The sequence below is a fragment of the Pseudomonas sp. ABa2 genome, assembly GCF_056676075.1.
In genome coordinates this window covers 2,744,620-2,771,408 of sequence record NZ_CM155239.1, presented here as the reverse complement: position 1 = coordinate 2,771,408, position 26,789 = coordinate 2,744,620, and the positions used below count along the sequence as shown (strand labels likewise).

Here is a 26,789-nt window from a genome sequence, read left to right as displayed (position 1 = left end):
TTTGAATGGCCACTAAAAAAGAACTACTCGCGCAGGAAGTCGCCAAGGCTGTTGGGGCAGGTAAGGCGGTTGCGCTTGAGACCGTCGACTTCAACGATCCGAATCGTCCCAAGACTTGCCTGGAGGTGGACTTCCCGATCCTGCCCGTCAATCAGGTGGCGATCATCGAGGGTAATGCGGGCAAGCCGATTTACCAGATGTCGAAGTGGTGGGCGCGTCGTCGTTCCAGTGTTTTCCGCTCCATGCTGCTCGCAGCGGCGACCAAGGCCCCAGAAGACAAATCGCACGCAGCCAAGCTGGTTTGGGAAAACTACTACGCGAACCACCAGAAAAAAGGTGCGTTTAAGAACCTGAAGGTGGCCGATATCTTCATGGGCGGCGGCACCACGCTGGTTGAAGGCTCACGTCTCGGCATGCAGATGGTTGGTAACGACCTGAATCCGGTCGCCTGGTTCGTGGTCAAGCAAGAGCTGGCCAACGTCGATTTGGAGGAAGTAAAGCGCCTTCTCGCCGATATCGAGGCTGAGGTCAAGCCGCAGATCATGCCGTACTACTACTGCGACGGCCCAGAAGGTGAAAAAGGTACGTGGACGCACCTACCAACCCAGAAGGTAATGCCAGCTGATTTCGACCCACTGACTATTCCCCGCAACGAGCGCAAGGACTACCACTACGAAGGCCCGGAGATCATCTACACCTTTTGGGCCAAGCACGGCCCTTGTCAGGTGACCGGCTGCGGCCACCGAACGCCAATCATGACCAGCCCTGTGATGGCGGTGAAGGCCCTCACCGTCAAGCACTGGGAGCACGCTTGCGGCAAATGTGGGGGACAGTTCCATATTGAAGCTGACGCAGCGCGAATGGCTGCTGATGTACCGCTATTCGTGGCGCCTACGGAGCAGCCCTATGCGGTGCTTGATCCTGTATCGGGCGTTACCTGTCCTCACTGCGGAGATATTGCAGCAGCCAATATCCACCCCAAAGACGGATTGGCTATTGCCGGCTCACGCGGCCAGATCAAGCTGGGTAAGGGTAAGAACAAGAAGGTTGAATTGAGTCTGCTGGTGCATCCGCAATGGTTGGCCGGTTCACCCAGGCAGGATGAGAATAACCACGTCTATGGTGGCTCACTCCAGGATGACCTGGCCGCGACCTCGCGCTGGGGCAGGGTGCGTGCCTCCAAGATTCGCTTGTTGGAGGTTCGTGGAACATTGCCGGAGGAGGTGACCTGCCCGGAAACCAAGGTCACTTTTTCCCCCGAAAATGGCACGGTTCCAAAAAAATCCCACTACGCTTGCGCAGCCTGCGGCACTGTGCAGGATGTATTGACCACCATCAAGGCTACCGGCAAAACCGGCCCGATGGCTGGTTACGCGGTTCATGGTTACGCGCCCGGGCGCGATGAGGCGGGTAAGCCCTACAGCGGTCGCTTTTTTGCTGCCTATGACCAGACATACACCCAGCAGTATGAAGCGGCGTTCGTGGAGTGGGAGGCACGTAAGGAGGGTGACTTAAAAGATTACTGGCCACGCTCTGAGCTTCCTTACGGCTTCATGACGCACATGAACAACGGGGGGCTACCAAATCATGGTTTCACGCATTGGTGGACGATGTTCAATCCACGCCAGTTGCTGGTACATGCGCAACTACTCAAGGCAATTGTTGAAAACGGTGACTATGACTGGACGGTGAGGGAGTTTGTGCTCGGGGCTTTTCAGCAATATTTGCGCAATCAAAGCCTGTTCACTTTATGGAATGTTCAGGGTGACAAGCTCGAACCACAGTTTGCGAATAACAACTATCACCCGAAATCGACTGTAGTTGAAAACTGTGTTTTTCCAGCATTGGGGCGTGGCAACTGGGCCTCAAGCTCCGAAGGTATTATTGAAGGCCGCGAATGGGCGATTCAGCCCTGGGAAGCCGTAAGCACCGAAGCATTGACGCGTCGCGAGCCACTGCTGGCGAAGCAGTTGAGCGGAAAGAGCGAAAAGGTCTTTCCCGGCGACCCTGTGCTGGACGTGGCGGTGCATCAAGGTTCGTCCACCGATCTTGCCCAGTTGGAGAGTGGCAGCCTAGATTTGGTTATCACTGATCCGCCTTTTGGTGGCTTGCTCCACTACTCAGAACTAGCAGACTTTTTCTATGTCTGGCTGCGCTTGGTTCTGAAGAGCAAGTACCCAGCAATTTTCGGCGGAGAGTACACTCCCAAATCGCTGGAGGCTGTGGCCAACCGAGCTAGGGAACCGGAAGACCCAGATGGCTTTTATCAGCGACTCCTGACCCAATGTTGGTGCGAGGCACATCGCCTTTTGAAGCCAGGCGGCATCCTGGCCTTCACTTTTCACCATAGCGCGGATGAGCCTTGGGTGGCGGTGCTGGAATCGCTGTTTGATGCTGGGTTCTACCTCGAAGCAACGTACCCCATTCGCTCCGATGAAACAAAGGGTGATGGGGCGAAGCCTGGAACCTTTGGCTCACAAACCATCGAATACGACATCATTCACGTCTGCCGCAAGCGTACCGAAGAGCCCAAGCCGGTTAGCTGGGGTCGGATGCGCCGTGAGGTGATGGCGGATGTGCGCCAACTGCAGGCAATGCTGGAAAACCACGCTAAGGAGGGCTTGCCTGCCGCAGACCTTCAGGTAATCCGACGCGGCAAGGCGTTGGAATATTTCTCTCGCCACTACGGCAAAGTCTATGTCGATGAAAACCGCACCATCTCGGTCAGGGATGCGCTCGTCGGTATCAACCAACTTATTGACGAAGACGCCGATAAAGGGAAAGAGCCCCCGCCGGTAAATGCTGAGCCGATCACCCGTCAGTTTCTGCGCACCTTCGGTGCTGTCAGCGAGATGAAGCGTGACCAGTTACAGAAATTTCTGCGTGGCACCATCACTACGCCCGATGATTTTGTGCAGCGAGGCTGGTGTAGTGAGGAGAAGAAGGTGTTTACGCGTACCAATCCTCTCGATTTCGCCAGAGCGTGGCATGGGAAGCAGAAGCACAAACTGGTTTCCGATCTTGATCAAGCACTGGTTCTGATCGGCGCATGTGTCGACGGTAGCGGTATCAATGCTTCGGACACGTTGAAGAACGAGAATTTTACTCCGCACGTTGCCCTCAAGCCGTTGCTGGAGTGGTTGCAGAAGAACGGCCCAGATCAAACCACCCGAAATGGAGCCTCGCGTGCGGTGTCGATCTTCACGACCTGGCAAGCCAGCCAGGCACCCAAGCCGCAGCAAGGATCGCTGTTTAATGACGATGGGGAGTATGCGTAATGAGGCAGGTGCTCGACACGGTATGGCAACGGCGCGGTACCAGTTGGCTATGGGATGAGGAAGCTCGCAATACAGTGTGCGCTGCTGGCGAAGTGTGGAGTCTTCGGCAGTTCTTATTGGCCGCCGCTCCGAATGGGGGCGGGTGGCCCGAGGATCTACCTAGTAACCAAGGCAGAACACTGGTGGTTGCTGGCCTCGAGGGTAGTCTTGATTTGCTGGCGCCTGATCAGGGTGAAGTGTGGTTGGGTGATACGATAAAACGCGCGATTCTCTCGTTTCAGGACGAATGGGGAGGCGATGGTGCGTTGATCTTCTGGATTCCGCAGGGAGATAAACGCCTCAGTGTGCAAACTACTACCGATGCAGTGTCGTGGTTGTGCGAAGCGCCGCACCGTGGAAAGCAGCTCGACTTTGGCCGATTACTCTGGGGCGAGGCCAACGAGTATCCGCAGGAAATTCTGCTACGCGAGGGCGCGAAAGCTGCGGGTCTTTTCCATTTGCGAATTACCTGAGATTGACGTGTGGAAATAGAAACACAGTTTCAACCTGGCGAACGGATCTCCCACCATGAATTCGGTCAGGGCGTAGTTCTTGACCTCGCGCATGATGGTTACGTTCGTGCCTTCTTCGGCGTGGGTGAGCGTCGTGTGCCGGTCGGTGCCGTACATCGCCAAGTCTCGCGCACTGAACGCATCCTGCGAACGGTCGATGGCAGCGCAGAGCGAGCCAGAAAGGCTTGGCTCTCTTACGAGGCCCATGCTCTGCCCGTCATGGAGAGCGCATCGGCGCTGACCTCGGCCAAGATCGACCTGCTACCGCATCAAGTGGTGTTGACACATCGGATTGCCACGGCATCTCCCAGGCGCTATCTGATTGCCGATGAGGTGGGCTTGGGCAAGACCATTGAAACTGCGCTTATCTTGCGAGAGCTGGCTAGCCGAGGCGAGTTGAATCGCGCTCTGATGGTGGTGCCCGCAGGGCTGGTGAACAACTGGCACCGCGAGCTGAACGAAGTGTTCAACCTTGATTTCGAGGTTTTCGGCTCCGAGGGTGACATCACCGACCGCAAGACGAATGCTTTTGCCAAACACGATCGGCTGATAGCCAGCATCGACACCCTCAAACGCCCGGCACGTATCAAGCGCCTGCTTGATGCCCCTTGTTGGGATCTTGTGGTGTTCGACGAAGCGCACCATCTGACGGCACACCGCATTGGGGGCAAGGTCAGGAAGACCGAGAACTACAAACTGGCTGAGGCCTTGAAGGATCATTCGCGTGATCTGATGCTGCTGTCGGCCACTCCCCACCAAGGCAATCATTTCCAGTTCTGGATGCTGGCTCAGCTCCTGAATCCCACGCTCTTTCGCAGCCCCGAAGAGATGTTGGAAAACCGCCATCGTCTCAATACGGTGATGTTTCGTCGCACTAAGGCTGATGCCTGTCAGCCTGATGGATCGCCATTGTTTGCAAGGCGTTGGGTGCATACCGAATCTTTCCTGATGAATCAGGCAGAGCGACTGTTCTACGAGAAGCTGCGTGAGTATCTGGAGGACGGCTTCGACCTAGCCCGCCGCCAGGGTAACAAGGGGCGTGCCCTAGGTTTTTTGATGGCGATCTTTCAGAAGATCGCAGCGTCCAGCTTCGCGGCTGTGCGCCGCACGCTCAAGCGCCGCTTGCTTATGCTGACCCTGCACGAAGCGCTGCTGCGGGACAAAGAGCTTGATATTGAAGGCCGTGAGCGCCTGACTGAGGAAGCGCGGGCATTAATTCATGAGGAGTTTGGCCTGCCGCATGACAGCATCGGGCGAAGTGAAGTGGATCGTGTGCTCGCCGACCTCAAATACCGCTTGGTCAAGAAGTTAGATGAGGAGGCCCTGGAAATGGCCTCCGACCCTTACGGCAGCGAGTACTCTGCAACGCACGCAGAGGAAGCTGCTTCTGCAGTCGTGGAGCTGCATTTGCCCGAGGAGCGCCTGCGTATCGGCGATTTGCTCAAGGTCTTTCCGCTCCAGCGGGAAACCAAAGCGCAGAAGTTGCTGGATGGCTTGGGCTATCTGTGGCGGCAGAATGCCGGCGAGAAGATCGTCATCTTTGCCACCTACCTCGGCACGGTCGATCTGATTGCACGTGAGATTGAGCAGGCCTATCCCGGCCAGGGTGTGGTTGTGCTGCGCGGCGGCGATCACGGTGCCAAGTTGGCGGCAGAGCGGAAATTCCGTCTGAAAGATGGGCCGCGTGTACTGGTTTGTACAGCGGCCGGCCGCGAAGGCTTGAATTTGCAGTTCGCGCGAATCCTGTTCAATTTCGATTTGCCGTGGAATCCGATGGATGTGGAACAACGAATTGGGCGCATCCACCGTTATGGACAAAATCACACGGCACAGGTCTACAACCTGGTTCTGTCCGACACTATCGAAGGACGAATTTTCCTGATGCTCGACGAGAAGCTGACGGAAATTGCCAAGACAGTCGGTAAGGTCGACGACCAAGGCAAGGTTGCCGAAGACCTGCGCGCGCAGATTCTTGGCCAGCTATCCGAGCGTCTCAATTACGACCGTCTTTACCAGGAAGCGTTGTCCGATCCTGAATTGAAACGCACACAAGTGGAACTGGAAGCGGCGTTGTCGAACTCACGCGAGGCGCGGCAGGTGGTGTTTGATCTGTTCCAAGACCTCGACGGCTTCAGTCTTGATGACTACAAGCCGTTCTCCGACGTGTCGTCCAGCCTGGATCGGCTGGTACGTTTCCTGTCGGCAGCAGTGGCGGATCGTCAGCAGCGCCTAGTCAAAATCGACGACGAAACGTACGACCTTGTGACGGTTGATGGCACACGTCGGGCACGATTTACCTTGAACCGCGATACGGCAACCAGCAGCGATAACGTGGAACTGATGGGCCTGGATCATCCGCTGATACAGGAAGAATTTGGACGCTGGCGCAGCGTTGCACCTGAAGATATTGGCATTGCGGTTTCAGGGTATGTGGACGCGCCGGTTCTACTTTCTCTCTGGATGATCGAATCGTCCGCCGGTAACGGTGAGCGCCGTGTCGTCCTTCAACCCATTGCCGTCAAGCAGGACGGCACTCGTGTTCCGGCGGTCGAGCGACAGGCGGAGCAGTACCTGAAGGCACCGGTAGCCTTGCCGATGTTCGAACCAGAGCAGCGACAGGAACTATTCGCACAAGTGGTTGAACCTACACTGCAGCGGGAGCTCAAGCACAAGGGGGCCGCGAATGGTGATGGCAGCTATTCGGCGGAGCTGATTGGTTATGTTGAGATCGTCAGCTAGCTGTATGGGCTAAAACCAGTGAGCTGGGACCTCGATCTCGTAATTCCTGGCCATGCTGGACAGTACCGATAGAATCTCTTCATGCCTCATCTGGTCATTTGGTTGCCATGTTGGGCGGCGATCCAGCAGTTCCTTTAGCTCGGCTAGGTTATACATACCAAGGCGGTGGAAGTTACCCCAGCTCGGTATGCCAAAAAGGTTATAGATGGTAATCGTAGCGTCACGCTCGCTGGCCAGACGTTTTTCACCGGTTAGTTTTTCGGCGGCTTCCTCAGCTTCGTCGCGGTCGTCGTAGGTGTTTAGGAGTTTCATGGTCTGTTGCCTGCCCGTGAGGCGGCGGAGCTTACCAAAGCACGCTCGGATCAGACCACTTCAATAAAGTCCCAAGCACTGTAGCTTGAGTTAGATGGGGAAATGGATGGCCTGGTATCTGAGCTTTATCGACCCTGGTAACGCTGGCGGCAGCGTCAGCATTCCGGAGTCGCCACCGGTGGTGTTGCTGCCGATAGTCTACGAGTGCCCGCGCTGCTCGGCGCACTTTGACAGTGCTCAGGCGCGCCGTGATCACTTTTTCACGGCACATCCATACCGTAAGCCGGAGCTCTTGCTGTGTGGGCAGCTGTTAGGTAATAGCGGAACCGTGATTCATGCACCTGTCCAGGCCACGGATTGGCTGCTGGGCAGTTGCCACAGGGTCTCTCTGAATGGGCAAACTATGGCCCCGGAAGAGCTGTTTCTGAGGCTTGCCGAGTGTCGGCAGGGCTTCCATGTCTTGGAGCTTGGCAATCAGGACACTACTGAACGACTCGATTTGCGCTTCTGTATTCCGGAGCTTGCAGAGCTGCAGCGCCTTGAGGACATTTTCAATACGCTTTTTCTTGATAACGAGCTGAGTGTCGATGATGTCCGGCGTTTTGCCGAGGCCTGCAAGTCGCTGAAGACAGCCAATGAATACCTAGAGGGGGTTTGCCAGTATCTCTACGGTGTGTTGGCCAAGGATCAGCGGGGTGGTACGCAGCTGAGTCATGCTCATTACAAGGAGCGCTTCAATCGGGCGCTGGAGGCCTTACGCTACGTGGACAGGCCGCTGGCTCGGACGATGCGCGGCATTATCAACTTTTCGTTCAACAGCTTCGTCCAGGTTACTAGCCAAGCCGATGCGCCAGCGCTAGCTGCTGCAGCTAGCCTTTTTGCAGGCTGGGCTGGAAAGCCTGTGAAGGGCTGTGCGGGAGTGCCGCAGGAGGCTCACGCGCGTTTGCCCGTTGATCACGCCACCGACAGGCTTTTGAGCTGGATGGCCCTGCCGGATAAGCGACAGGAAGGGGAGCTGGATGATTTGCAGCAGGTCAGTGTCAGTTCGATATGGACGGCAGAAGACCGAACCAAGGCTTTGGTGCTGTGGCTGGAGTGGGGACGCACCTACCGGTCGACAGATGAGCTTCGGCGGATGGCGCGCCGCTTGCTGAATGATGCGGTCTTCGCTGGCTACGCCGAGCAGGTGCTAGAGAGAATAAATCAATGAGTGACAAGATGAGCAAGCCGGGTAGCGTACCTGTGATGAGCCGGAAAACTGGGGCGAAAGAGATGCTTCAGCCGGCCAGGCGTCAGGAGGTGTCGGAGCTGGAGGTTTCGGTGGAAGTTGTCCAGGCCGCGCCAGTTGCCAGCGACTTTGTGCCAGAAGCGCTAGTAGATGAGGCCCGCAAAGCTGTAGCCGAGGCCACTCCGGATACGGTCAGCACCTTAAAGTCGAAGGACAAGGAGCAGCAGAAGATCGAGAGCCTGGCTGATTTCCTTGAGCACTTTTACGCTGGGAAGACCAAGTCGACCTTGCCGGAAGCAACACTGCGCAAGCTGGTGAAAAGCTCAAGAATCGAAGAGATCCGGCGCTACGAGCTATTGGCCCTTGCAGAGGAGAACGACCCGACCCTGGAGAAAAGCCTCAATCTGATGCTGCTAGCTGCAGACCTGAATGGTTATCGGAGTATCGAGGAGCAGTTACGCTACTTTGCCGCTGAGGTCGGGCGGCGGGTACAGGGGCAGGGTAAACGCTCTCTGGAGTCTTGGTTGCCCCGAACCACAGAGGACGGATTGAGCCTTGAAGTCATGGCTAATGAGGTCCGGGATGCCGTGCAGAAGGTGGCTGCCTCTGAGGTGTCGGCGCCGGAAAAGAAGAAGGCTCAGAAGCGTCTGGAATGCGGTTTTTATCTGGCCTGCCAGTGGCGCCTCTACCAGGGTACTGCTCCCCGCGAGCTAGCAGGTGTGCTGCGCCGCTCGATCCTTGCACCAAATCCGCTGCAACGTGAGCGGAGCGATGGGCTGGTTCGTCTGCTAGCCAGCCAGCCGTTCGGGGATGTGCCGGGCCTGACCTGGCTGCTGGATGATCAGGCGCGCATGGTTCAGCAGGCCGATGCTCGGGCTGATCAGCTCGAGCGCGAAATGCGCCAGTTGGCTGTAGGCAAGAGCCAGACTGAAGAGCAGCTGAAAGCATGCGAGGCTGAGCTTGCCGACAAGACTGCCCGGCTAGATGAGCTCCAGGCGCAACTGGGTGCTGCCCAGGAGCAGTCGCGCATCCAAGAAGTGCACTCCAATGATGACCTGTCGCGTTTGCGTGGGCAGGTTCTGCGTGTGCTGAATAGCGAGATGCCAATCCTTCAGGACGTCCTCATTGCGCTGGACCGGGAGCCGCCCAAGGTGACTGTCGCCCGTGAGTACCTTGGGAGCGTGGTCGAGAAGTTGAACAAGGAAATCAGTCGGATCAAGGACAGGTAAACATGGCCATCTACGGATTTGATTTTGGCACGACTAACAGCCTGATCTCTGTGGTCGAGGGTGACCGCTGCATTGCTTACGTGGATGAGGACAATGGTGGTTCACCTCATCCATCGGTGGTGTGCTATGACGGCGACGAAGTGGTCGTCGGGCACGAAGCCAAGGGTCGGCTGTCTAGCTCCGGGCTTGGGGTGATTGGCAACGTGGTGCGCTCACCGAAAACCCTGCTCGGCAAGCATTCGGTGCATGTGGATGGCGTGAGCCGTAGCCCGCGACAGATGGTGGCCGACATCGTCCGCTATGTGACTGGACATGCACGGGATGAGCGGCCGGGGGATTACAGTCGCGCTGTGGTGACTATCCCGGTCGACATGAGTGGTGAACGCCGCCGTGACTTGCGCGAAGCGTTTCGCCTGGCGGGTGTAACCATCGATCAGTTTGTCCATGAACCACTGGCGGCACTATACGGACATCTGCGCGATCTGCCCGACTTTGCTAGCGAGATCCGTCGCCTGGATCGCCAGTACATGCTGGTGTTCGACTGGGGGGGCGGTACGCTCGACCTGACCCTGTGCCAACTGGTCGATGGCTATTTAGTGCAGATCACCAACCATGGCTGCAGTCACTTGGGCGGTGATGTGATCGATGAGTCGATTATGCATGAGGTGGTGCGCCGTCACTGTGCCCAGCATGCGGCACTTGAAGGTGTAGATGTTGCGGCGGATGCCCAGAAAAAGCTGCTGGCGCGTGCCGAGAGGGCCAAGATCGATCTGTCGAGCCTGAGCCAGGCGCAGATCTACGTGCCAGATTGCTTCCGTATCAACCAAGCTGGCCTCGATCCCGACCTTGTCTATCAGCTGTCTCGCGAAGTGCTGGAGGAAATCGTCAGCGGCAAGCTGGCCGAGGGGCTAGAAATGATCGTCAGCCTGTTGGGGGCGGTTGGGTTCGAGGCCTCAGATGTCAGCCTGTGTCTGGCCACTGGCGGTATGGTAAATATGCCGCTGATCAAGACTCGTCTGCTGGAAATGTTCGGGCCGCAGCGGCTGTGTGTATCGGAAGAGGGGCAACTGATCATTTCCAAGGGTGCCGCCTGGATCGCCCATGACCGGGCTGATCTGCTGCTGGCCAAGAACATCGAGCTGGCTCTGGCGCGCGATACCCGCCATGTGGCGATCAAGGCGGGCACGGTGATGCCCCGCGAAGGTGCGATTCAGCAAGCCGAACGACTCAATCTCTACTGCACCGATCCTCGTGATGGCGTGGCGAAGATCCAGTTGGAAGTGCCTGCTCGCCGTCATGGACGGCATGTGCAGGCAAGTGATCCGCGCAACAATCTGGCCAGTCTCAGCGTCAAGGTGGATGAACGGAGCGGTCGTTTATTCGAGCGCGTTGAGCTGGATATGCGGGTGGATGAGAACCTGATTCTGAAGGTCGAGGCGTGCTCGACTGTTGTTAATGATCAGGATGCAACCGAAATCCATAACCTGGAGTTCGGATTGAGTCTTGGAGGACTGAAGGGTATTGGGCAGTTGGGGGATCCAGCACTAAAAAAGCCTGAAGGCCGAAGATTCTGCGACCTTAAGGGGGCGCTGTTGCTTCGGTCAAATCTGGCTCTGCGTGAGGACAAATCCCTAGTTCCCGGCGAATATCTGCATGAAGTGCAGAAGATGACACCCTACACCCAGGATGAACTTACGCCATTGCAGGTACGGGAGAAGCTCTACTACACCCCCTGTAGCGGCTGTGGACGGCGGAGCAATGATCCCTTATGCCAGTGTGCTTCTGGCAAAACTGGCAATATTCGCCGAGTGCAATTCGATTTCTGATTGGATGGATTGTTTGAGTGCGTGATCTGGCCCGAACATGTAGGCAAACCATGGGCCAGCTAAAGTCATGAGCTCCGCGTAATCAGGGCGCCGTGATCTTCTTACGCTTCTGTGAGCTATTTAGAGGGTTGCGTATCATGAAAATTTTACGGTTAGGCGCGGTTATCGAGTCAACCGGGCAACTCATTGGTTCAGGCGAGTTTCCGAAGCCCGTTCCACTTGTGGGTCGCAGTGTCGGCTGGGTAGAAAACGAGGTCCACGAGTGGATCAAAGGCAGGATTGCCCAGCGAGATCTTAAAGCTCGTCGATAACATGATGCTTGAGCGGCGGTTGCCTTGCCCTTGCGGCGGCGGTTCACAGTTTTGCCTCTACCGGGTATTCCAATTCAGAGAGGGGCCGCGCTTGTTCATTCTCAACGGCGATCTCACTCAGCACGTTCACCTCAAACCTACGGATTTTCGGGCCAGTTTCCGGAGTTTCGAGGGATGAAGCTCGGTTAGGAGCAATCCCCCGCGGGTGCCTGATGTTTCGGTTTTTCGAGCAAAGCCGATGCTCTGCGTCTGGTCAGGCATGAGCTAATCCTGCCCTTGCTGCCCTCGTAGCTTAGGGCTGAAGTCTGATCTGCAACGCCTCAAGTTCATCCATCGTCATATCACCCACTAGAAGCCCGCCGAGGTAGTCGAGCAGATCATCTTGGCGAGGCTGGCCGAACGCTAGCCGGTAGACAGTGAGGCTGCGCTTTAGCCATTCGAGGCGCTCGGTTTCGCGGCTGAAGGGTAGGATCGGTACACGTCGTTCTACCTTAACCGGCCCCTCACATAGCCAATAGGGAGCGAGGTCCGTGTCGGAACCAGCGGACGCCCTAGCTGCAGCGAACATCTGCGCCCAGGGGTCAGACGAAGCAGCGCCGTGCGCCCAAAGCTGATGAGCATGATTGTGGGCTACGTTCATACGGACGGCGTGACCCTTAAAGCGATGAACTCGCCCCTCCCGCTGCTCCAAGTCGACCGGATTGCCAGGTAAGTTCCAGTGGTACACACGGTAGCAGTAAGGGTGGAAATCGAGTCCCTCTTGACCTATCGAGGTCGTGGCTAGCACAAAGGGGCGGAACGGCGAATTGAAGGCGTCGCGCACGCCGCCCAGCCGTGCGACCACTCCCTCTTCGTCACGATAGTCCGCCAGGCGCATGGCGAACCGGCCACGCATTTGGAATTTGTCCACTTTCAAGCGCCCCTCGGTAATCGTAGGGTTATCGACATCAATCTGCGAGGGGCGGATCGAGAGCGCGTCGGCCATGGCTTTTCCGAGCCCGATTACTCGTTCTACTGGTGAAACTGCGCTTAGGCCCTGAGCATCCACGAGGTAGTGCGCATACTCGTCGAGAACTGCCTGGAGATTATGCTCCGCCGAGAAGGTGAGTACCCGGTGCCAATAACGATCTTCTTCGCCACGTCGGAGCAACGCGATGGCTTCATGCTGATTGAACAGAGTACGGAAGCCCCACGCGACGTTTGCTGCGGCGCTCAGTAGGTTCGGATCGTCCCATGCTAAATCGGGCGCCACGCGTCGCAGTGCGCGAAGCGCGGAAATGGCAGGGCTTCCCAAGGCCACATCAACCAGAAGGTCCAGTGCATCGGTACTCACTGGGCCAAGATTGCCAACTGCTGCCACCTTCATGGCTGCGACGTGATCCTTATAGGCGTCCTCGCTGGCCAAATTACCCATCCCATCCGACGCGTCTATCCACCGCAGGGCGCCATTCTCCGCCATGGCGTCAATGGCCACCGGCAGTGCCCATTCGGCAAAACTACCTTCTGACTCGGCCGATCCTCGCGCGACCAGATCGGTCAATTTCCCCCTCAGTCGTTCGGCAACGTGTGATCGCATGTCGGTATAGGACAGGCGTTCGCAAGCGCCAGCGATTACCGCTAGGGGGTCGCCGAGTTCGGCCAAAACAGGAGACGGATAGATCAATAGCAGGGCCCGCAAACCTGCCAGGCGGCCGTCGGCCAGCCGGAACTGAAGGGGGCGTGGCCGCTTTGGATCAAAATATCCACGGCCAGTTTGCCCTGCGCCCATGCGTCGCTCGGCCTCGTAGGAAAGTACCGCGGCAATGGCGTCCGGTACCATTGTCCAAGACGAAAATATCAGCGCCTTGGTCGGCCGGCTATCCGGAGTCTGATCACCGTAGTAGGGGAGCGCTGGTGGGATCCAGAGGTTCTGCTCGAGACCGTCCGTAAAGAGGTCCTCCATCAGTGCGCGCATACGGCCGTTAGCGGGCTCTAAAGGCGCATAAGCATTGAGCTGTTCGTAGTCAAGGCAGGCACTCTTGGCCGTCGTCAAGGCGCTGATTAGGGCTGCGGAAGGCTTAGTTCCCTCCTTTTCCTTCATTATCCGCTTCAGCGCGTAGTCGCGCATGAAGTTGAGCAGGTAGGGCGCCGACTTCCAATATTCGATGACGTTAGGAGCATCGAGGGCTCGAGCTACGCCGGCGGCTGCCATCGCTTGGTGCAGATCGTCAACGTGGACGGTAAGGGCCATTTTCGGCTCACAGACCATGGAGTCGCGGTCGATGGTGCTGGAGACCCGTTCGGTACGGCACATGACCTGCTTCAGAGCAGATTCCACCTTGGTCTTCTGGGTCATGGCCTTGCCCCAGGCAGCGGGAAGACCATGAAGGGCGGTTCGGAAGTCACGCATTTCTTGGTCCAATGCGCTAACCATTGCCTGACCTCGGACCGGTCCAAAGAGGAAGGTCAATGTCTCTAGGAAGTCGCCATAATGGTCGCCGTCTTCGGTTTGATCTCCTTGAAGCGTGAGCATTCGGTACGGTGTTGCTGAGAGCAGCAGGGTGCGAACGGCGTTGCCTTTATGATCTCGGTAGTTGAACAGCTCCCGCGCTAAGTAGGCGGCGTCGCTTTCACCGTGCAGTAGATCCGGGAAGCGCTGAAACTCGTCCATGATGATGAGATCAGGCTGCAGCGCCTCCACGCAGGCGTGGCTGAGTTTGCCTCGTAGACGGGCGATCACTGCGTTTCGAGTGCTGGTCATGGCGGAGGGGTATCGTGCCCGCCGCCGACGGAAGAGTTCGATGGCCTTCTCCAGGTTGCCGGCCAGAGCCTCGTCCTGGATGACATCCCTTCGGAAGCGGTCGATCAGGGCAGTATCGATCCCTTTAAGCGAAACGGAGTGCTTGATCCAAGACTCCCAACGCTTGGTGCCGACGTCGCACTGCAACAGGTTCTGCAGGCCGCGCGGAGAACTGACCTTGGGCCGTAGCAAGTGGAAAAGTAGGGCGCGCTCTTCGGCGATACCAGTTGATGATCGAAGGTCGAACGTCGTGCCTGGGGTCAGACTGATAAAGTTGACTTTGTTTGTTCTGAGCGAGTTTTCGCCCCTCATTTGCAGCGGCACCAGCGTCATACGGGTCGGCAGAGCCAGAGCTTGGCGGCCAAGGACGTTCAGCCGGTTGAGGTTCTGAGCAGCGATGGCTTGGTTCGAGCAGATGTAGAGGATATCGATCCGTTCGGTTTTGTCCCAAAGATACTCGATGGCACGGGCGATAACGCCGCGCGCGACCATCGTCTTGCCAAGGCCCACCTCGTCGGCGACGAGGAATTGTAAGGCGGGATTTTCAAGGTTGTAGAAGCGGTCAAAGATGTAGTCGACCGTGCGACGTTGGAAGGCTTTCAATGACTGAAGTGCTGACGCTGCCTTGAACGGATCAGTCGACATAGTTTGCCTCTTCGGGTATCGCCAACCGGAAGGCTTCCCAAAGTGCGCGAAACTCCGTCGGAACTGGATCGGCAGTGGAGTCTTGGGCAGTCAGGCGTCTGATCAATCGCTCGACTGCGGATAGGCGGCCATCGCCTGCGCAGAGGGCGCGTACTAGATCTTCGAGTAGGGGGGCGTCTTTTGCTCCCCCGCAGCCCCATTCGCCATTACTACCGCCAGACTGCACTGCCAGGGCCGCGGCGAACGGGTCGCCAAGTTCAGAAAGCAGTAGCCGCAGATAGCGGAAGAAGGTCTCACTGTTGGTGATGATCGAGCGGAAGATTGCAGAATGGCGCTCAGCCGGAAGGCCCTCCATTGGTAAGCCGATGCTGAACAGCAGTCTGGCGCCACTGCCGGCGTCAGTTAGTTGAAAGGCGATGAACCGGGTGACGTCTGCCAGAGGCATGACGCCAAGATCGACATCCTTCCCAGTGAGCAGCGCAGCCAGTACATCGCGCTGATGCCCCTCGCCGCGGGTGATTGGCCAAACGAAGGCACTGGTCAGGTCGGGGAAGGTCATCGATTGCGCGCAGATCAGCCAGACCCGCCACCCAGCGGAGTCCTCACCTTCAGCAAGGGCGCGTTCGCAGCGCAGCGCCAATCCAGCCCTGCAGATTCCACGACGAGCATTCTCCAGGCGGCGCTCTGCTGCCTTATCCGCATTGGCGTCCGCCGAGACATCGCCGGCAACGAAGGGGCATAGCAGTCGTCCGAAGCCCTGAGCGCCCAGGATGTTCTCAACACTGCCTACTTTTGAGGTCTTGCCCGTTATGGTTGCAAACACCTCGACGTTGTTGGCCGACTTGCGCTTAGCAAGCGCCGCTTGGGTCGCGTTGCCAGAGCCAACTGTCAGGACGGTGTCCCAGCCGACCTCCTGTATGAATGCCTTAGCGTGGAGGCCTTGCAGGCTTTCCGGCACCGCTTCTTCACCATCTTCGCTGGCTGCCATTTCATCGAGCACGCTGACGCGCTCATAAAGAGCTAGGGTCTCGGCCGAGCAAGACGCCAGTTCGTCGCTCCGCCCCACCAGTACCGGCTTCTCACGGCTTAGCTTTGCCAGTTGAATAAGGGTAGTGTCGTCACAAAACGGGGAAATGACGCCCATACGAGCACAAGCCGATGGCGACCAAAGCTCAGGCCCGATGCCGTTAACTGCCAGGCTCAGGGTATCAAAATGTTCGGGTAGCACCCACGCAGCTCGATTGAGATCGCCGGCGACATCGAGGGTCAGTGCCCTGATATCCTCGGATACTGGCTGCACGGTTATCCGCGGTAGGCGTTTTAGGAGTTCGACGATCGGCTTATTGCCCTGCACCACTCGACGGGTAACGTCGCCATCCAGACAAAGGGAAATGTCCCACGAGCGGTCTTGGGTCAGATTCCGCGACAGCACCAACAGGCGCATTTTTGCAGCGCCGCTTCCCGATTGTGGTTTGAAGCGCAGGACCCAGATTTTTGGGTGGAAGGCGCCGCCTTGCGGGGCTGAGACTTCTATGATCATCTTTTCCAACAGACTGCAGAGCCGGGACTGAGGCTGGGTCTGGGCGTGGATATGGCCTGCGTCGTAATAGACGGCGAGCCGATCAGTGATACGTTCGGCGCCCTCCAGCAGGGCCAAGGGCTGGCCGAGAATCTCATCGCGATTCTCGGCGGCGAACAGCGCTAGGCTTACCGGCGCGGCCAGGGCTGTCTCAAAGTCGAGGGAGTAGGTAGTGGCGATTGCTGCGTCGAACACATAGCCGGACGGCGCCGACAGACTTTCGCCGTAGAGGACGCGTGCTTCGGGATCAAGGCTGGCTCTATTGGGCATTTAGCAGATCCTCCAGATGAGATTGGGCCTGTCCCCATCGGAACGACAGCTGGTTTGCCCCAGAGGCTCCGCCCCAACGGTCCAGAGCGGTGCGATTGGCAAAGCGCGACTGTGAAGTCTTCAGTCGCCGCTCCCTCTCTCGGACTAGTGCCCTGGCCGCTTCGGAGTCCGGCAGACTAGCTGCCCCCACTTTAGTTAACGCTACCCAGTCTTGGACGAAGCGAATCAGCGCAGGGCGGATGGTGTGGGTGGGATGCGAGACCTCACGCCAAAAGTCCCCTAGGGACCAGGATGCGAGGCGTTGCTCGTCCAACTCAGCCGCCCATTGGGCCAATCGGTCTCGATAGTGTTCGATCCAGTCTTCGCGGTCCCGCAGCTCCGCAAGCTGAAGGTTGTAGAGCAGAGCCGCACCATGGATTACACCGGAAAATATCTCCGCATGCTGAACTAGACGTCGCGCCTCTGCTGGAAAGTCGCCGAGTGCGGGGTGCTGCCAGATGTAGGTGCATTGACCGTTGTGCAACTGGCCAGCGAGCCAGGTCAGGAGTGAGGTTCGCGCCGATGCAACTAAACGATCCCGAATAAACTGGGCTTCGTCGCCAGTGAGTCTGAAAGATGCGGTCTCAAGAAGATTTACAGGGGCGGGGGGCAGGCCCGGATGCCAGTTGCTGCTCTGAATGTATTCGGAGCCTTCAGCCCCGACGTCGGAACGCTGTCGGCGACGTCGGACTGCTGGTAGCACCGCGTAATAAGTCTCGCGAGATCCGGGGAACTGGCGGATACCCCAGGCTCCTAGGCCTGCCCAATAGACTGAACTGGGAAGTCGCTGAAGTCGCGCCCCGGCGTCTCGACCTATGACACCCTTCGTCTCTCCGCCGGCCTTCAGGGCGTCAGCGAGGCGGATCTCTAAGTTTCGGCCCTCTACGTTGAGTTGGCTGGCCGTGCTGTCGCGTCCTTCAAGCCGGCTTAGGAGCCAAGGAATGAACAGCATGTAGCGGAGCCGAGTCTGGATTGTGCTGGTGCCTGGGAACAGGTGGTCGGCGATTGAATCGCGGATTGCTCCCAAACCCAGTTCGTCACGGCTCTCGCGCTCCTGGAAAAGAGCCATGATGCGTTGCGCGCGTTGGCGCTCCGCTTCATCAAAATCAATCCACGCTAAAGACGACATCAGCACTCCCGATAGCCAACGCACAAATTATTCACGCGCGGCGAATAATTACCTGCGGACCGCACCAACGTCACCAGGTGGAAACTGGAAAATTGTTTGCTTCGGCGACGGAAATCCACGGATAGGCCTGGCTTTCGACTTTAGTCAGCCGTAACCACCGGCAAAACACAAGGGCGTAGCCAAAGGTTTCAGGTTGGCTCTGAGGTCTTGTTGGTTTGATCTTGGGGCACGTTTGGATTGAGGGCTCTTAGGGCTTTCTTATCCAGTCGCGCATTGCGTCTGCTTTCTGCGGTCTGTTACGCCACTGGCAATCAGTTCTGGCAACCCAAGCATCTGCTACGGTGCTAGCCGAACGGCCATCAAGGCCAAATACATGGCCGGATCATCTGAGTTACGCTAGATATGACCAGGGCTCTCCAATGTCGCGACCAGCAGGGGAGCGGCCTGAAATGCTTACAAACTGACGACTGAAAGGCGCCTTTGGACAACAATGGCTTCCGCTTCCCAATGGCATTTACCGAAGAGCCAGAGACCACAAAAGAAAAAATAACCAGGTCACCAGCGTTGGCAGCCGTTAGGTTGCCAACGCTGGTGTATGCAGCTTATCGATCTGGCTTCTCTGTGTTGCTCGTCAGCCAACTGAAGATCCAGCAGGCCATTAGCACGGCAATCAGCAGCGGTGGAAAGCGCACCAGCAGAATCACCACTAACAGCATTGCCAGGCAGCCAGCAAGGATGCCGGCAAACACAAGTGCTGCGGCGAAGATGCGAAATAGGAGCTTCATGCCGCCTCCTTATAGGTAGCCCTGTTCTGCCAGTGATACACATCCCTCATGCCCCACCACGATGTGGTCTAGAGTGCGCACGCACACCAGGTTCAGAGCGTCCTGCAGTTTCGTGGTGAGTGTGCGATCAGCCTGGCTAGGCTCTGGATCACCTGAGGGATGGTTGTGCACCAGAATCAGTGCTGCGGCGTTGTGTTCCAAGGCGATCTTCACGATCTCCCTAGGGTAGACGCTGGCTCCGTCCAGGGTGCCGCGAAACACTTCCTCGAACGCAATCACCCTGTGCCTGCTATCGAGCATGAGCAGGGCGAATACTTCATGCTCATAGTCGGCCAGTAGAGCCTGCAAGTGGCTGAACACTTCCTTGGGGGAAGTCAGTGAGCGGCCCTTGCGCAGCCGCAGACTCGCCAGTTGTTTGGCCATCAGCAAAATGTCGCTTTCTGTAACCGGCGACTCGACCAGGTAGGCGCCGGTCGATTCATTGGCTTTGAGCTTGTGCAGGCGCATGGCGGACTCCTTGGTCTTGGTCTGATGGTGGGGTTTGGCGAGCAGCTTGTGCGTCGAGTTTTTCAGTCAGGCTGGGTTTTGTTGGATTGAGTGGAGAGGTGTTCGCTGCTGCGGGTGCTTCAATCTCGAGGTAGAACTCCTCGACGATGGCGCTGACATCCTCCTCGCTGTCCTCGAAGGCACCGTTGCCGAATCCGCGTCGTGCAGCTTCATCCAAAGCGGCCTGATTGAAGCCTGCAGCCTGGCGACGAGAATTGAGTTCACTGGCGGTCACCAGTGCCTCGGCCATATCCATACCGCCGCGTACCGTCAGGTCGACGTAGAAGATCGGCGTGCCATGGCTTTGCCGTGTCGACTTGCCGCGCAGGCGTAGCTCCAGTGGCAGGCACGCCAGGCGGTTGCCGGAAATGGCCTGGAAGTAGTGCAATCGTGCAGCAAGGGTGCGGATGCTGTTGAAGCCAGTGGTGCGAAACACAAAACTGCCCAGCGGATCGTCATCGCCAATGACCACGTTCAGTCGACCGTAGGGTTTGCAGGCGCCACCCTTGGCCAGCGGACAAGCATCCGGCGAGGGGCAGGGCAGCGACTGCATACCTTCCGGGGTGACGCGCTTGCAGGTCTCCCCGTTACCCACGCAAACAGGCCTACCGGACTGCCGATCGAACAGCGTGTAGTCAGCCCGGAAATTCAGCTCCGGCTCGTTGAACAGCAGGCGTACCGGGATGCTGCGCAGCTTGTCGTCCTTGCTCTGACGCAGCTCATCATTGAGCGGATGCAACAGCCAGCCATCTTTGCCTTGGACCTGGGAGGTGATGGTGAACTGGTCATCCTTCTCCGGCAGGCGCTTGCCGTTCTTCTCGATGACCTTGCCGATGGAAATCCGCCCGAGTACCGGTGGGGTGATAGCCAGACCTTTAAGCATGGTGGTTCTCCTGGAGATGAAAAAAGACCAGCCACGCAGCGCGAGCTGCATGGACTGCCAAGGGGAGGGAAGCGGGATGGAGATGGAAATCAGCCGACTAGAAAGCGCCGCGCACCGGGTTTCAGCAGCGGGTACTTGGCCTGCAGGTGGGGCTTGTCCTTAAGCAGTTGCACGACATCGAGGCCGATGCTGTCCTTGGCCTTGCGCCAGGAGACGTAGCCGCTGGAGAACTCCGCCCGGCTGGCTTCGCCCATCGCCTGTTGCAGCATCTGCTTGAGCTCAGCCTCGCGCTTTTCCTTGTCGGCAATCGACTGGCGAACGGCCTTGAGTTCAATGAAGGCCGCGCTCAGTCCGGCATGACTGCTGAAGTCGACGACCTGGCCGTTGTCCTCCGGATAAAGGCAGCGCAGCGCAAATTCAGCGGAGTCCGTGCCATCGGCCGGTGGAGGCGTGTCAGTTTCCACGTACTGCCAGAAGCGACGCTCCAGTTCGATCAGGCGAGCAATCATTTGCTCGTCCCGTTCGATGCGGTGGATCTCCAGGCTTTGGCCACCGAGCAGCAGCGCTACATCCGCCGCCTGCTTGCCGGTGACGGCGAGCTGGTGCATCACCTGCAACTGCACATACTCGGGCACACCTTCCTTCCAGAGGCATGCACCGTTGATGCCGGCGGTCTTGCATTCAAGGATCTGCACAGCGTCGGTACCGATCACCTCGCGGTCGATGTTGGCCAGCATCCAGGGCAGCTCAGGATCAGGGTGCTGCAGCACTGCGTTGAGGCGGCGTACCTTGTTCTTAGTGCGTTTGCTGTAATGCCAGGCCACGATGGGCTCCAGGACGTTGCCCCAGTACATCGGGCTTTCCTCATCCTGGGGATCGGCCTTGGGCATGCCGGCATCACGACCGGTCTTCTCCAGCCACAGTTCCAGCTGCGATTTATAGGGATTCAGGCCCACGGCCGCCGCGGCATCCGAACTGCCGATGCCTTGCTTGCGGATCTGCAGCCAGTCCTCGCGCGGCAGCTCCTTGGTGCTGACCAGGCGCAGGGCAGGGCGTTTCTTGCTGGTGCTGCCGTTCAATGACGTTGCTTTCATCGTATTCACCTGCAGACATAAAAACGCCCGACCAGCACAAGGCTGACCGGGCGCAAGGGTTGATGTGAGTGAGGGTTAAGCGGTGAGCTGCAGCGCGGCATCCAGGGCGCGTTGCTTGATCTGCGCGCCCTGGCCGAACCAGGCCGAGTCCATGCGGTACTCGTTGCTGCGCGCACGGCGCTCGTGGTCGACGTACTCGGTCACGGCGTTTAGCAGGCCCCAGGCGGTCCCGCGTGCCGAGTCCAGCTGACTACCGCGACCACGGCCTTCGTAAAGCTCCTGAACCTTGCGCAGGGCGCGCTCGTTGGGCAGTTGCTCCGGCAGCGCAGCGGTTGGGCTGGTCTCGCACATCACGTTCATGAAGAAGCCCAGTGCCTCATGCCACTGCACCTTGCGCTCGGCCAGCGCGCGCATGCGGTACATGAAGTCGTCCCATTGCGAGACGGCGATGCCGAGCTGCTTCTTCACCGCCTTCGGATCGAAGCGGGTGTTATGCGGCACCTTGATTGCCCGACTGGTGCCGTCCAAGGCGATGGTCAGGGTGTTGTTGCACACCACCCGCACGGTGGTCGGGGTTGCCGTGGTGGCCAGGGTGCCGTCGCAGGACGTGGCCAACAGCAGGTACCCGTTGACCTGGTCGTTGCCCTTGAGCGCGGCGCCTTGCCCGGTGCGCGCCAGCGCCCAGAGCTTGCGTCCGCCTTTGAGCACACCAGCGGTTTCCAGCTCGTAGCCGGAAACCTCGGTGAGGTCTCGGTAAAACTCGAGCACTTCCCGAGGTTGCACGGTGTGGTAGCGCTGCGAGACCACCGACAGCGGCGCCTTGGTGTCGGAGCGGAAGAGCACCTTCTGCTCAGGGAAGGAGTGGATAGCGCCCAGATGCCCAGCGACTTCTGATTTGAAATGCACAGGGCTTTCCAGTAGCTGCCAGTCCATCCCGGCTTCGCGTTGCCAGACTTCGATGGGCTGTTTCTGGGTGAGCTGATTGCCCAGGCCGTGCCACGGGGTAGCGCCAGCGTAGGCCATGGTTTCGACGAGATGTGCCATGAGGATGGTTCCTTTGGATGCACGCCGGAATAAAGCGCCGCGTGAGGCGCCGCACCGGCGATCAGAGACGAATAAGAGGAAAGGGCAGCCGGATCAGGTCGGCAGGTTGAAGCGGTGACCGCAGAGCAGGCAGAGGTTGTGCGCTAGGACGTGACGGTCTAGCGACTCGCCGAGCTTCGCGCCGAGCGCACAGCCGCCCACGCCACCGGCCAGGCCACCGAGGATGGCGCCGGATACTGAGCCAAGCGTAATACCGACTGGCCCAGCGAGTGAGCCGAGTGCTGCACCAGCCTTGCCACCTGCCAGGGCAGTGCTGACGCCACGTGCGAGGCCGCCTACGGCGCCGATGGCCGCGCTGGCTTTCATTGCGTGATGGAAAGAAGCGACATTGGGGGAGTGACAGCGAGGGCACTGCAATGACATGGGGTGAACCTCCTTGGGACTGATGTCATTGCAGTTATGTAGTTCTGAGATTTTTTTGAATTCATATCAAATTGGAATCACATCTTTGGCTTGAATTACACTCCAGATCCCTCACACTTTTCTGACCGGCAGGTGCTGGCTCGTGAATAAGGAGATTCTGGTGTTTTTCAATTCCCGTCGCTGCTTCGCATTGAGTGCTATCGCCCTAGCATCCCTCAGCCTCACCGGCTGTTTCACTGAAGAAATTGATTTCCGCCAGGCCCATGAGCTCCAGGGCCTGCTGTACAAGATCCACGACGAAGACCCGTTTACCGGACGAGTGATCAACTTCCCGATGTCAGTGCTCGGAGTGTTCAACGTTGGCTCCTGCGCCGCGGACTTCAAGAAGGGGCTGCCTGACGGCGAAATTCGCTGCTCAGACAACGCCGGCAATTTGCTTGCCACCGGTGAACTCAAGGAAGGCAAACGCAATGGCAAAGAAGAGAAGTTCGACGCCAAGACCGGTGAGAAGACCGAGATCAATCATTGGGTAAACGGTCTACAGGATGGTGTGCAGGAGCGATTCAACCCACAGAATGGCGAGCGCATCCTGGAAGTGCACTACACCGCAGGTAAGAAGGATGGCCGCGAACGTGCCTGGGACGAAAAAGGTGACAAGCTGGTCGCCGATCTGGAATGGGAGAACGGCCTGCAAAGTGGCTTTGACAACCGTGGCTTCGACCACAATAACTTCCTCAACGGCAAGAAGCATGGCCCACAGAAACATTTTAAGCTCAACGGCAACCGTATCTATCTGGCCAGTGAGGAAAACTACGAGAATGGCTTACTTCACGGCGACGCGAAGGAGATCGACCCGAACGGCAACGTGACCAAGCTTAGTGTCTACGAGCACGATAAGCTGCGCACCCGCACCGAAGACGAGTACGACTCCACGGGGAAGCATCGGCATCACGTCAACATTGTGCCGCTGAATGACGACGTGGGCCAATACGACACTTACCAAATGGGTAAAGACGGCGCCGAGCAATACTGGGACGAAAATGGCCGTCTGATCCGTGAAATTCATTGGCGCAAAGGCGAGTTCCTCGGCGCAACCGCTACGGCTTGGGCTGGCGACCGTCAGGCGGGCCAGTTCCAAGGCGTCATGGGTTCCCAGGGCACCATGGGCTTGGGCTCTCTGGTCAAGCACGGCCAGGAGCGGCTGTTCAGCGACAATGGGGAACTCCAGGCGGTGATCTTCTGGGACAAAGGCGAGGTCCGCCAGATTCTCGCCAAGCTGTTGCCTGAGCAACGTAGCCAGTACCCCGGAAAGATGGGGGTGGTAGAGAGTTTAATTTCATCTCGCAACCCGGTTAACGATGATCCTAGATTCGTTGAATCCAGCGACTATGTTCCAGCACGTGAAGGTGCCCTCTACGAGCGGTTTGTGGATATCCCTGCCCCCGGCCAGGCGGCGCCTACCATCGATGCCCCAGTCAACGTCCCAGTGGCCACCCACGAGGACTACCCCCTGACAAATGCTATGGCTACAGGCAATGCACCAAGCAACGACCAAGCGACTGCCGCCCAGGCCGATACCAACGGCGACTTGAGCAGCTGCGTGCAGCGTAGGGTCGATGCCGTGCATGCCGAAGACCCGGAAGCGTTGGTCCGTGCCGACATGCTCGAAGAGTTCGAGCAGGAATGTCTCTAAGCACGTTCCCTGGTAGCGCTGTTATTGGGATGCCGAGAGTCGATCATTGTGATCGGCTCAAAGCCAGCGCCAAACTCAGTGCCCGCAATTGCAAAGCGCCACCGGATAGTTGTTGCAGTGTCGGCTACCGCGCGTTGGTCTCAGCGGTTCTATTTTGCCGTTCGAGTTGGTTCCTCTGCCCCGGTGTTGGTTCCTTTCTTGGATTTGCTCCCTTGATCCGACCTCAAGAGATGGTCTGAAGTAGCCATGTATCTCTGATCGGCTTCGTCTCTCGCCGGTTTTTGAAGGCGGAGAGCCGATCAAAAGCAACCAGGTCACCCGCTCATCGCTGTAGTTTTAGCCGCCGCGAGCACCTTACGGCGGCCATTCCCCACCTCGCAGGCGCACCTCTCCTGCATTCGTCAGTAAATCTCGGCGCGCCATCCACAGGTTCGACAGAGCGAACAGCGTTACCAACTGCCTGGTGTTCTTGACCACTCATGCTTCTCCAACAGGTGGCGGAAGTGGAGGGTGGTTTCGTCGGGGATGCGCTCCAGGCTCAGGCCGGCGAACTGGCGCAGGATGGTGGTCTTGTACAACGCCTCCTCCATCGCTGGATCGCTGTTGCCGAAACCAGTTCTGCATCAAATGCACGCGCAGCATCGCCATTAGCGGATATCTGTAGCTCACAGCTGCATGAGCCTGGCTGTGCACTGTTCTGCTCAATTTTCCGCAGATGTTGAGGAGGTCGGGGATTCTGCGTCAGAAAGGCGAGCGAACGTCCAATGCTACGCTGCGTGGATGGAAGAAAACTTCTTTAGGATCATGCGCTTACGAGGTGAAAAAAATTACACGTCGTATCAGGGATAGTTGGGCGGTGGAGCTGGAGGATACCTTTTTCACATCGCTTAGGACGTGAAAGGAGAGATGCGATGGCAATTGGTATCAGCGGTTCACCCTGCATTCTGAGGGTACGGCACGTGACCGCACAGCTGGGTATCAGTCGGTCTGCGGTGTACGACTGGCTGGATCCTAACTCGCCAAGGTACGACAGTACCTTTCCAAAACCTATCCGGCTTGGCAGGGCTTCGATTGGCTGGCTTTCAACTGATATAGAGGCTTTCATCGAACTGCGTATTGCATTGCGAGATGGCCAGTAATAGTCGGCTTTTTATAGTTAGATCCTGCACTAACTTCGTATATTAAAACTTCTTGGATATTCTTTCTGGGGGCTGTGTTTTTGTGGCTCTTGTTAGGGTGTTCGTTGGGTTTTGTTTTTGGTTTGTATGTTATTTGGTTATTTGGTTGTTCGATTAAATTAATTATTCAATTATTCAATTATTTTGTTAATTTGAATGATTGGTCATATTGGTGGTGATTTGTGAGTGGGGAGAGCTATTGTGAGTAGAGAAGAGTTTGTTGCCTTGGTTAGTAAGGGGGCTATGGCTAGCGGGGATGATGGGTTGTTCAAGGCAGGTGGTGTAGATGTGGGGAGCATCTTGTTCATAAAGAGATTTTCTGAATTGGCTAGAGCGTTCGTTGAGGCTTCAGGTAAGGCTTTTCAGTTTAAAGAGGGTAGAATCGTTCCTGCTGCGGCAGGGGGGCGATTTATTAAGTTAATCAGAAAAGGCTATATGTCTTTTGATGATGTGTATGCCTTGGAGCCATACTCGGCGTTGGTTATGGAGGAAATAAAATGGCCAGAGGTTTATTCTTTACTAGAATATGTTAAGTGTGGTGGGAATAGTCCGATGGCGCTTGAGGCCCTAAATGGGCTTGCTGATCACATTCGTGATAAAGGGCGGATGCCGGCGTTTCAGAGGAAATTGAATAGTTACCACCGGTCTGCTAATAAAAATTATAAAGGGGTCCTAAGATATGAGGAGGCATTGTTTGGTTGCTACTCAAGGATGCTTGTGCTTCGCATAGATTTATCCTATCGAAAGGATTTTTGTAAGGTCAGGCAAAAGGTGGCCCTAGAACATCGAAAACGGCTATTTGATAATGCTAGGTCTAATAAGTTGTTCAGGCATATGCTGGGCTATGTGACAAAGCTAGAGCATGGGATGGAAAAAGGATTTCACTTTCATTGCATGTTTTTCTTTGATGGCTCGAAGGAAAGAGAAGATATTACTCTGGCAAGGCGAATAGGCGAGTACTGGGTTTCAGTTATTACTGAGGGGGTGGGCGGTTACTACAACTGCAACTACGCCAAAGAAAAATACAGATGCTGTGGCATCGGGATGGTGACCCACAGCGATCTAGAGAAGCGGGAGGGCTTGAGGATGGCGATGGTGTATTTGACCAAGACGGATCTGTATATGAAGCTAAAAGCCAAAGGGCGTGCGCTCACGAGAGGGGTAATGCCTGGTGTCCACAGTGGAAAGGGGCGGCCGCGCAGGACTGCCTAGGTTGATGGGGGGGGTA

20 protein-coding genes and 1 pseudogene are annotated in these 26,789 nt (G+C 57.3%); 10 read left to right on the top strand and 11 right to left on the bottom strand.

Annotated elements, in window-relative coordinates:
• Positions 1 to 5: 5 nt before the first annotated feature.
• The 3 genes from AC1G9C_RS13425 to AC1G9C_RS13415 are packed head-to-tail and all read left to right on the top strand — an operon-like array spanning position 6 to position 6,568.
• Positions 6 to 3,278 carry a DUF1156 domain-containing protein gene (locus AC1G9C_RS13425; protein WP_480407819.1) on the top strand — a complete coding sequence of 1,091 codons (3,273 nt, stop codon included), beginning with the start codon at positions 6 to 8 and terminating at the stop codon, positions 3,276 to 3,278.
• Positions 3,278 to 3,790 carry a hypothetical protein gene (locus AC1G9C_RS13420; RefSeq protein ID WP_480407818.1) on the top strand — a complete coding sequence of 171 codons (513 nt, stop codon included), beginning with the start codon at positions 3,278 to 3,280 and terminating at the stop codon, positions 3,788 to 3,790. The genes AC1G9C_RS13425 and AC1G9C_RS13420 overlap by 1 nt, the downstream gene beginning before the upstream one ends.
• 9 nt (positions 3,791 to 3,799) lie before the next feature.
• The gene (locus AC1G9C_RS13415; protein WP_480407817.1) at positions 3,800 to 6,568 is read left to right on the top strand and encodes a DEAD/DEAH box helicase; all 2,769 of its coding nucleotides are present in this window, start codon (positions 3,800 to 3,802) and stop codon (positions 6,566 to 6,568) included.
• A gap of 9 nt (positions 6,569 to 6,577) precedes the next feature.
• Here the strand turns inward: AC1G9C_RS13415 and AC1G9C_RS13410 are convergent, their stop codons facing one another.
• The gene (locus AC1G9C_RS13410) at positions 6,578 to 6,880 is read right to left on the bottom strand and encodes a hypothetical protein (protein WP_480407816.1); all 303 of its coding nucleotides are present in this window, start codon (positions 6,878 to 6,880) and stop codon (positions 6,578 to 6,580) included.
• A 106-nt stretch (positions 6,881 to 6,986) separates the two neighbouring features.
• Here AC1G9C_RS13410 and AC1G9C_RS13405 point away from each other — a divergent pair, with 106 nt between their 5' ends.
• The 4 genes from AC1G9C_RS13405 (at position 6,987) to AC1G9C_RS13390 (ending at position 11,474) form a co-directional block, all read left to right on the top strand.
• Positions 6,987 to 8,090, top strand: coding sequence for a hypothetical protein (locus tag AC1G9C_RS13405; RefSeq protein ID WP_480407815.1), 1,104 nt, complete (start codon positions 6,987 to 6,989; stop codon positions 8,088 to 8,090).
• Positions 8,087 to 9,337 (top strand): hypothetical protein, encoded by a 1,251-nt coding sequence (locus tag AC1G9C_RS13400; RefSeq protein WP_480407814.1) that lies wholly within the window; start codon positions 8,087 to 8,089, stop codon positions 9,335 to 9,337. Before AC1G9C_RS13405 ends, AC1G9C_RS13400 begins: the two co-directional genes overlap by 4 nt.
• Before the next feature lie 2 nt (positions 9,338 to 9,339).
• Positions 9,340 to 11,163, top strand: a complete 1,824-nt coding sequence (locus AC1G9C_RS13395; protein ID WP_480407813.1) for an Hsp70 family protein — start codon at positions 9,340 to 9,342, stop codon at positions 11,161 to 11,163.
• A 137-nt stretch (positions 11,164 to 11,300) separates the two neighbouring features.
• Complete coding sequence (locus AC1G9C_RS13390) at positions 11,301 to 11,474, top strand: AlpA family phage regulatory protein (RefSeq protein ID WP_480407812.1); 174 nt, start codon at positions 11,301 to 11,303, stop codon at positions 11,472 to 11,474.
• 292 nt (positions 11,475 to 11,766) lie between these two features.
• Here the strand turns inward: AC1G9C_RS13390 and AC1G9C_RS13385 are convergent, their stop codons facing one another.
• The 9 genes from AC1G9C_RS13385 to AC1G9C_RS13345 form a co-directional block, all read right to left on the bottom strand.
• Positions 11,767 to 14,898 carry a helicase C-terminal domain-containing protein gene (locus AC1G9C_RS13385; RefSeq protein ID WP_480407811.1) on the bottom strand — a complete coding sequence of 1,044 codons (3,132 nt, stop codon included), beginning with the start codon at positions 14,896 to 14,898 and terminating at the stop codon, positions 11,767 to 11,769.
• A complete protein-coding gene (locus AC1G9C_RS13380) occupies positions 14,888 to 16,747 on the bottom strand; it encodes a phospholipase D family protein (RefSeq protein WP_480407810.1) in 1,860 nt (619 codons plus the stop codon). The genes AC1G9C_RS13385 and AC1G9C_RS13380 overlap by 11 nt, the downstream gene beginning before the upstream one ends.
• On the bottom strand, positions 16,737 to 17,915 hold the full coding sequence (locus AC1G9C_RS13375) for a DUF6361 family protein (protein WP_480407809.1): 1,179 nt from the start codon (positions 17,913 to 17,915) through the stop codon (positions 16,737 to 16,739). The genes AC1G9C_RS13380 and AC1G9C_RS13375 overlap by 11 nt, the downstream gene beginning before the upstream one ends.
• 602 nt (positions 17,916 to 18,517) lie before the next feature.
• A complete protein-coding gene (locus tag AC1G9C_RS13370) occupies positions 18,518 to 18,700 on the bottom strand; it encodes a hypothetical protein (protein WP_480407808.1) in 183 nt (60 codons plus the stop codon).
• Positions 18,701 to 18,709: 9 nt separating this feature from the next.
• Positions 18,710 to 19,207, bottom strand: coding sequence for a RadC family protein (gene radC / locus AC1G9C_RS13365; RefSeq protein WP_480407807.1), 498 nt, complete (start codon positions 19,205 to 19,207; stop codon positions 18,710 to 18,712).
• Positions 19,179 to 20,129, bottom strand: a complete 951-nt coding sequence (locus AC1G9C_RS13360) for a recombination directionality factor (protein WP_480407806.1) — start codon at positions 20,127 to 20,129, stop codon at positions 19,179 to 19,181. Before AC1G9C_RS13360 ends, radC begins: the two co-directional genes overlap by 29 nt.
• An 89-nt stretch (positions 20,130 to 20,218) precedes the next feature.
• Positions 20,219 to 21,223 carry a YqaJ viral recombinase family nuclease gene (locus AC1G9C_RS13355; protein WP_480407805.1) on the bottom strand — a complete coding sequence of 335 codons (1,005 nt, stop codon included), beginning with the start codon at positions 21,221 to 21,223 and terminating at the stop codon, positions 20,219 to 20,221.
• Positions 21,224 to 21,298: 75 nt separating this feature from the next.
• Positions 21,299 to 22,267 (bottom strand): DUF932 domain-containing protein, encoded by a 969-nt coding sequence (locus AC1G9C_RS13350; protein WP_480407804.1) that lies wholly within the window; start codon positions 22,265 to 22,267, stop codon positions 21,299 to 21,301.
• A 93-nt stretch (positions 22,268 to 22,360) separates the two neighbouring features.
• On the bottom strand, positions 22,361 to 22,690 hold the full coding sequence (locus AC1G9C_RS13345) for a hypothetical protein (protein ID WP_480407803.1): 330 nt from the start codon (positions 22,688 to 22,690) through the stop codon (positions 22,361 to 22,363).
• Positions 22,691 to 22,832: 142 nt separating this feature from the next.
• Here AC1G9C_RS13345 and AC1G9C_RS13340 point away from each other — a divergent pair, with 142 nt between their 5' ends.
• Positions 22,833 to 24,383 carry a toxin-antitoxin system YwqK family antitoxin gene (locus AC1G9C_RS13340; protein WP_480407802.1) on the top strand — a complete coding sequence of 517 codons (1,551 nt, stop codon included), beginning with the start codon at positions 22,833 to 22,835 and terminating at the stop codon, positions 24,381 to 24,383.
• A gap of 476 nt (positions 24,384 to 24,859) precedes the next feature.
• Here AC1G9C_RS13340 and AC1G9C_RS13335 read toward each other — a convergent pair.
• Positions 24,860 to 25,040 (bottom strand): annotated as a pseudogene (locus tag AC1G9C_RS13335) (transposase); the annotation flags it as partial.
• A 254-nt stretch (positions 25,041 to 25,294) separates the two neighbouring features.
• Here AC1G9C_RS13335 and AC1G9C_RS13330 point away from each other — a divergent pair.
• Together AC1G9C_RS13330 and AC1G9C_RS13325 are read left to right on the top strand one after the other, a co-directional pair.
• A complete protein-coding gene (locus AC1G9C_RS13330; RefSeq protein ID WP_480407801.1) occupies positions 25,295 to 25,522 on the top strand; it encodes a helix-turn-helix transcriptional regulator in 228 nt (75 codons plus the stop codon).
• Between the two features lie 240 nt (positions 25,523 to 25,762).
• On the top strand, positions 25,763 to 26,773 hold the full coding sequence (locus tag AC1G9C_RS13325) for a YagK/YfjJ domain-containing protein (protein ID WP_480407800.1): 1,011 nt from the start codon (positions 25,763 to 25,765) through the stop codon (positions 26,771 to 26,773).
• Positions 26,774 to 26,789 lie beyond the last annotated feature (16 nt).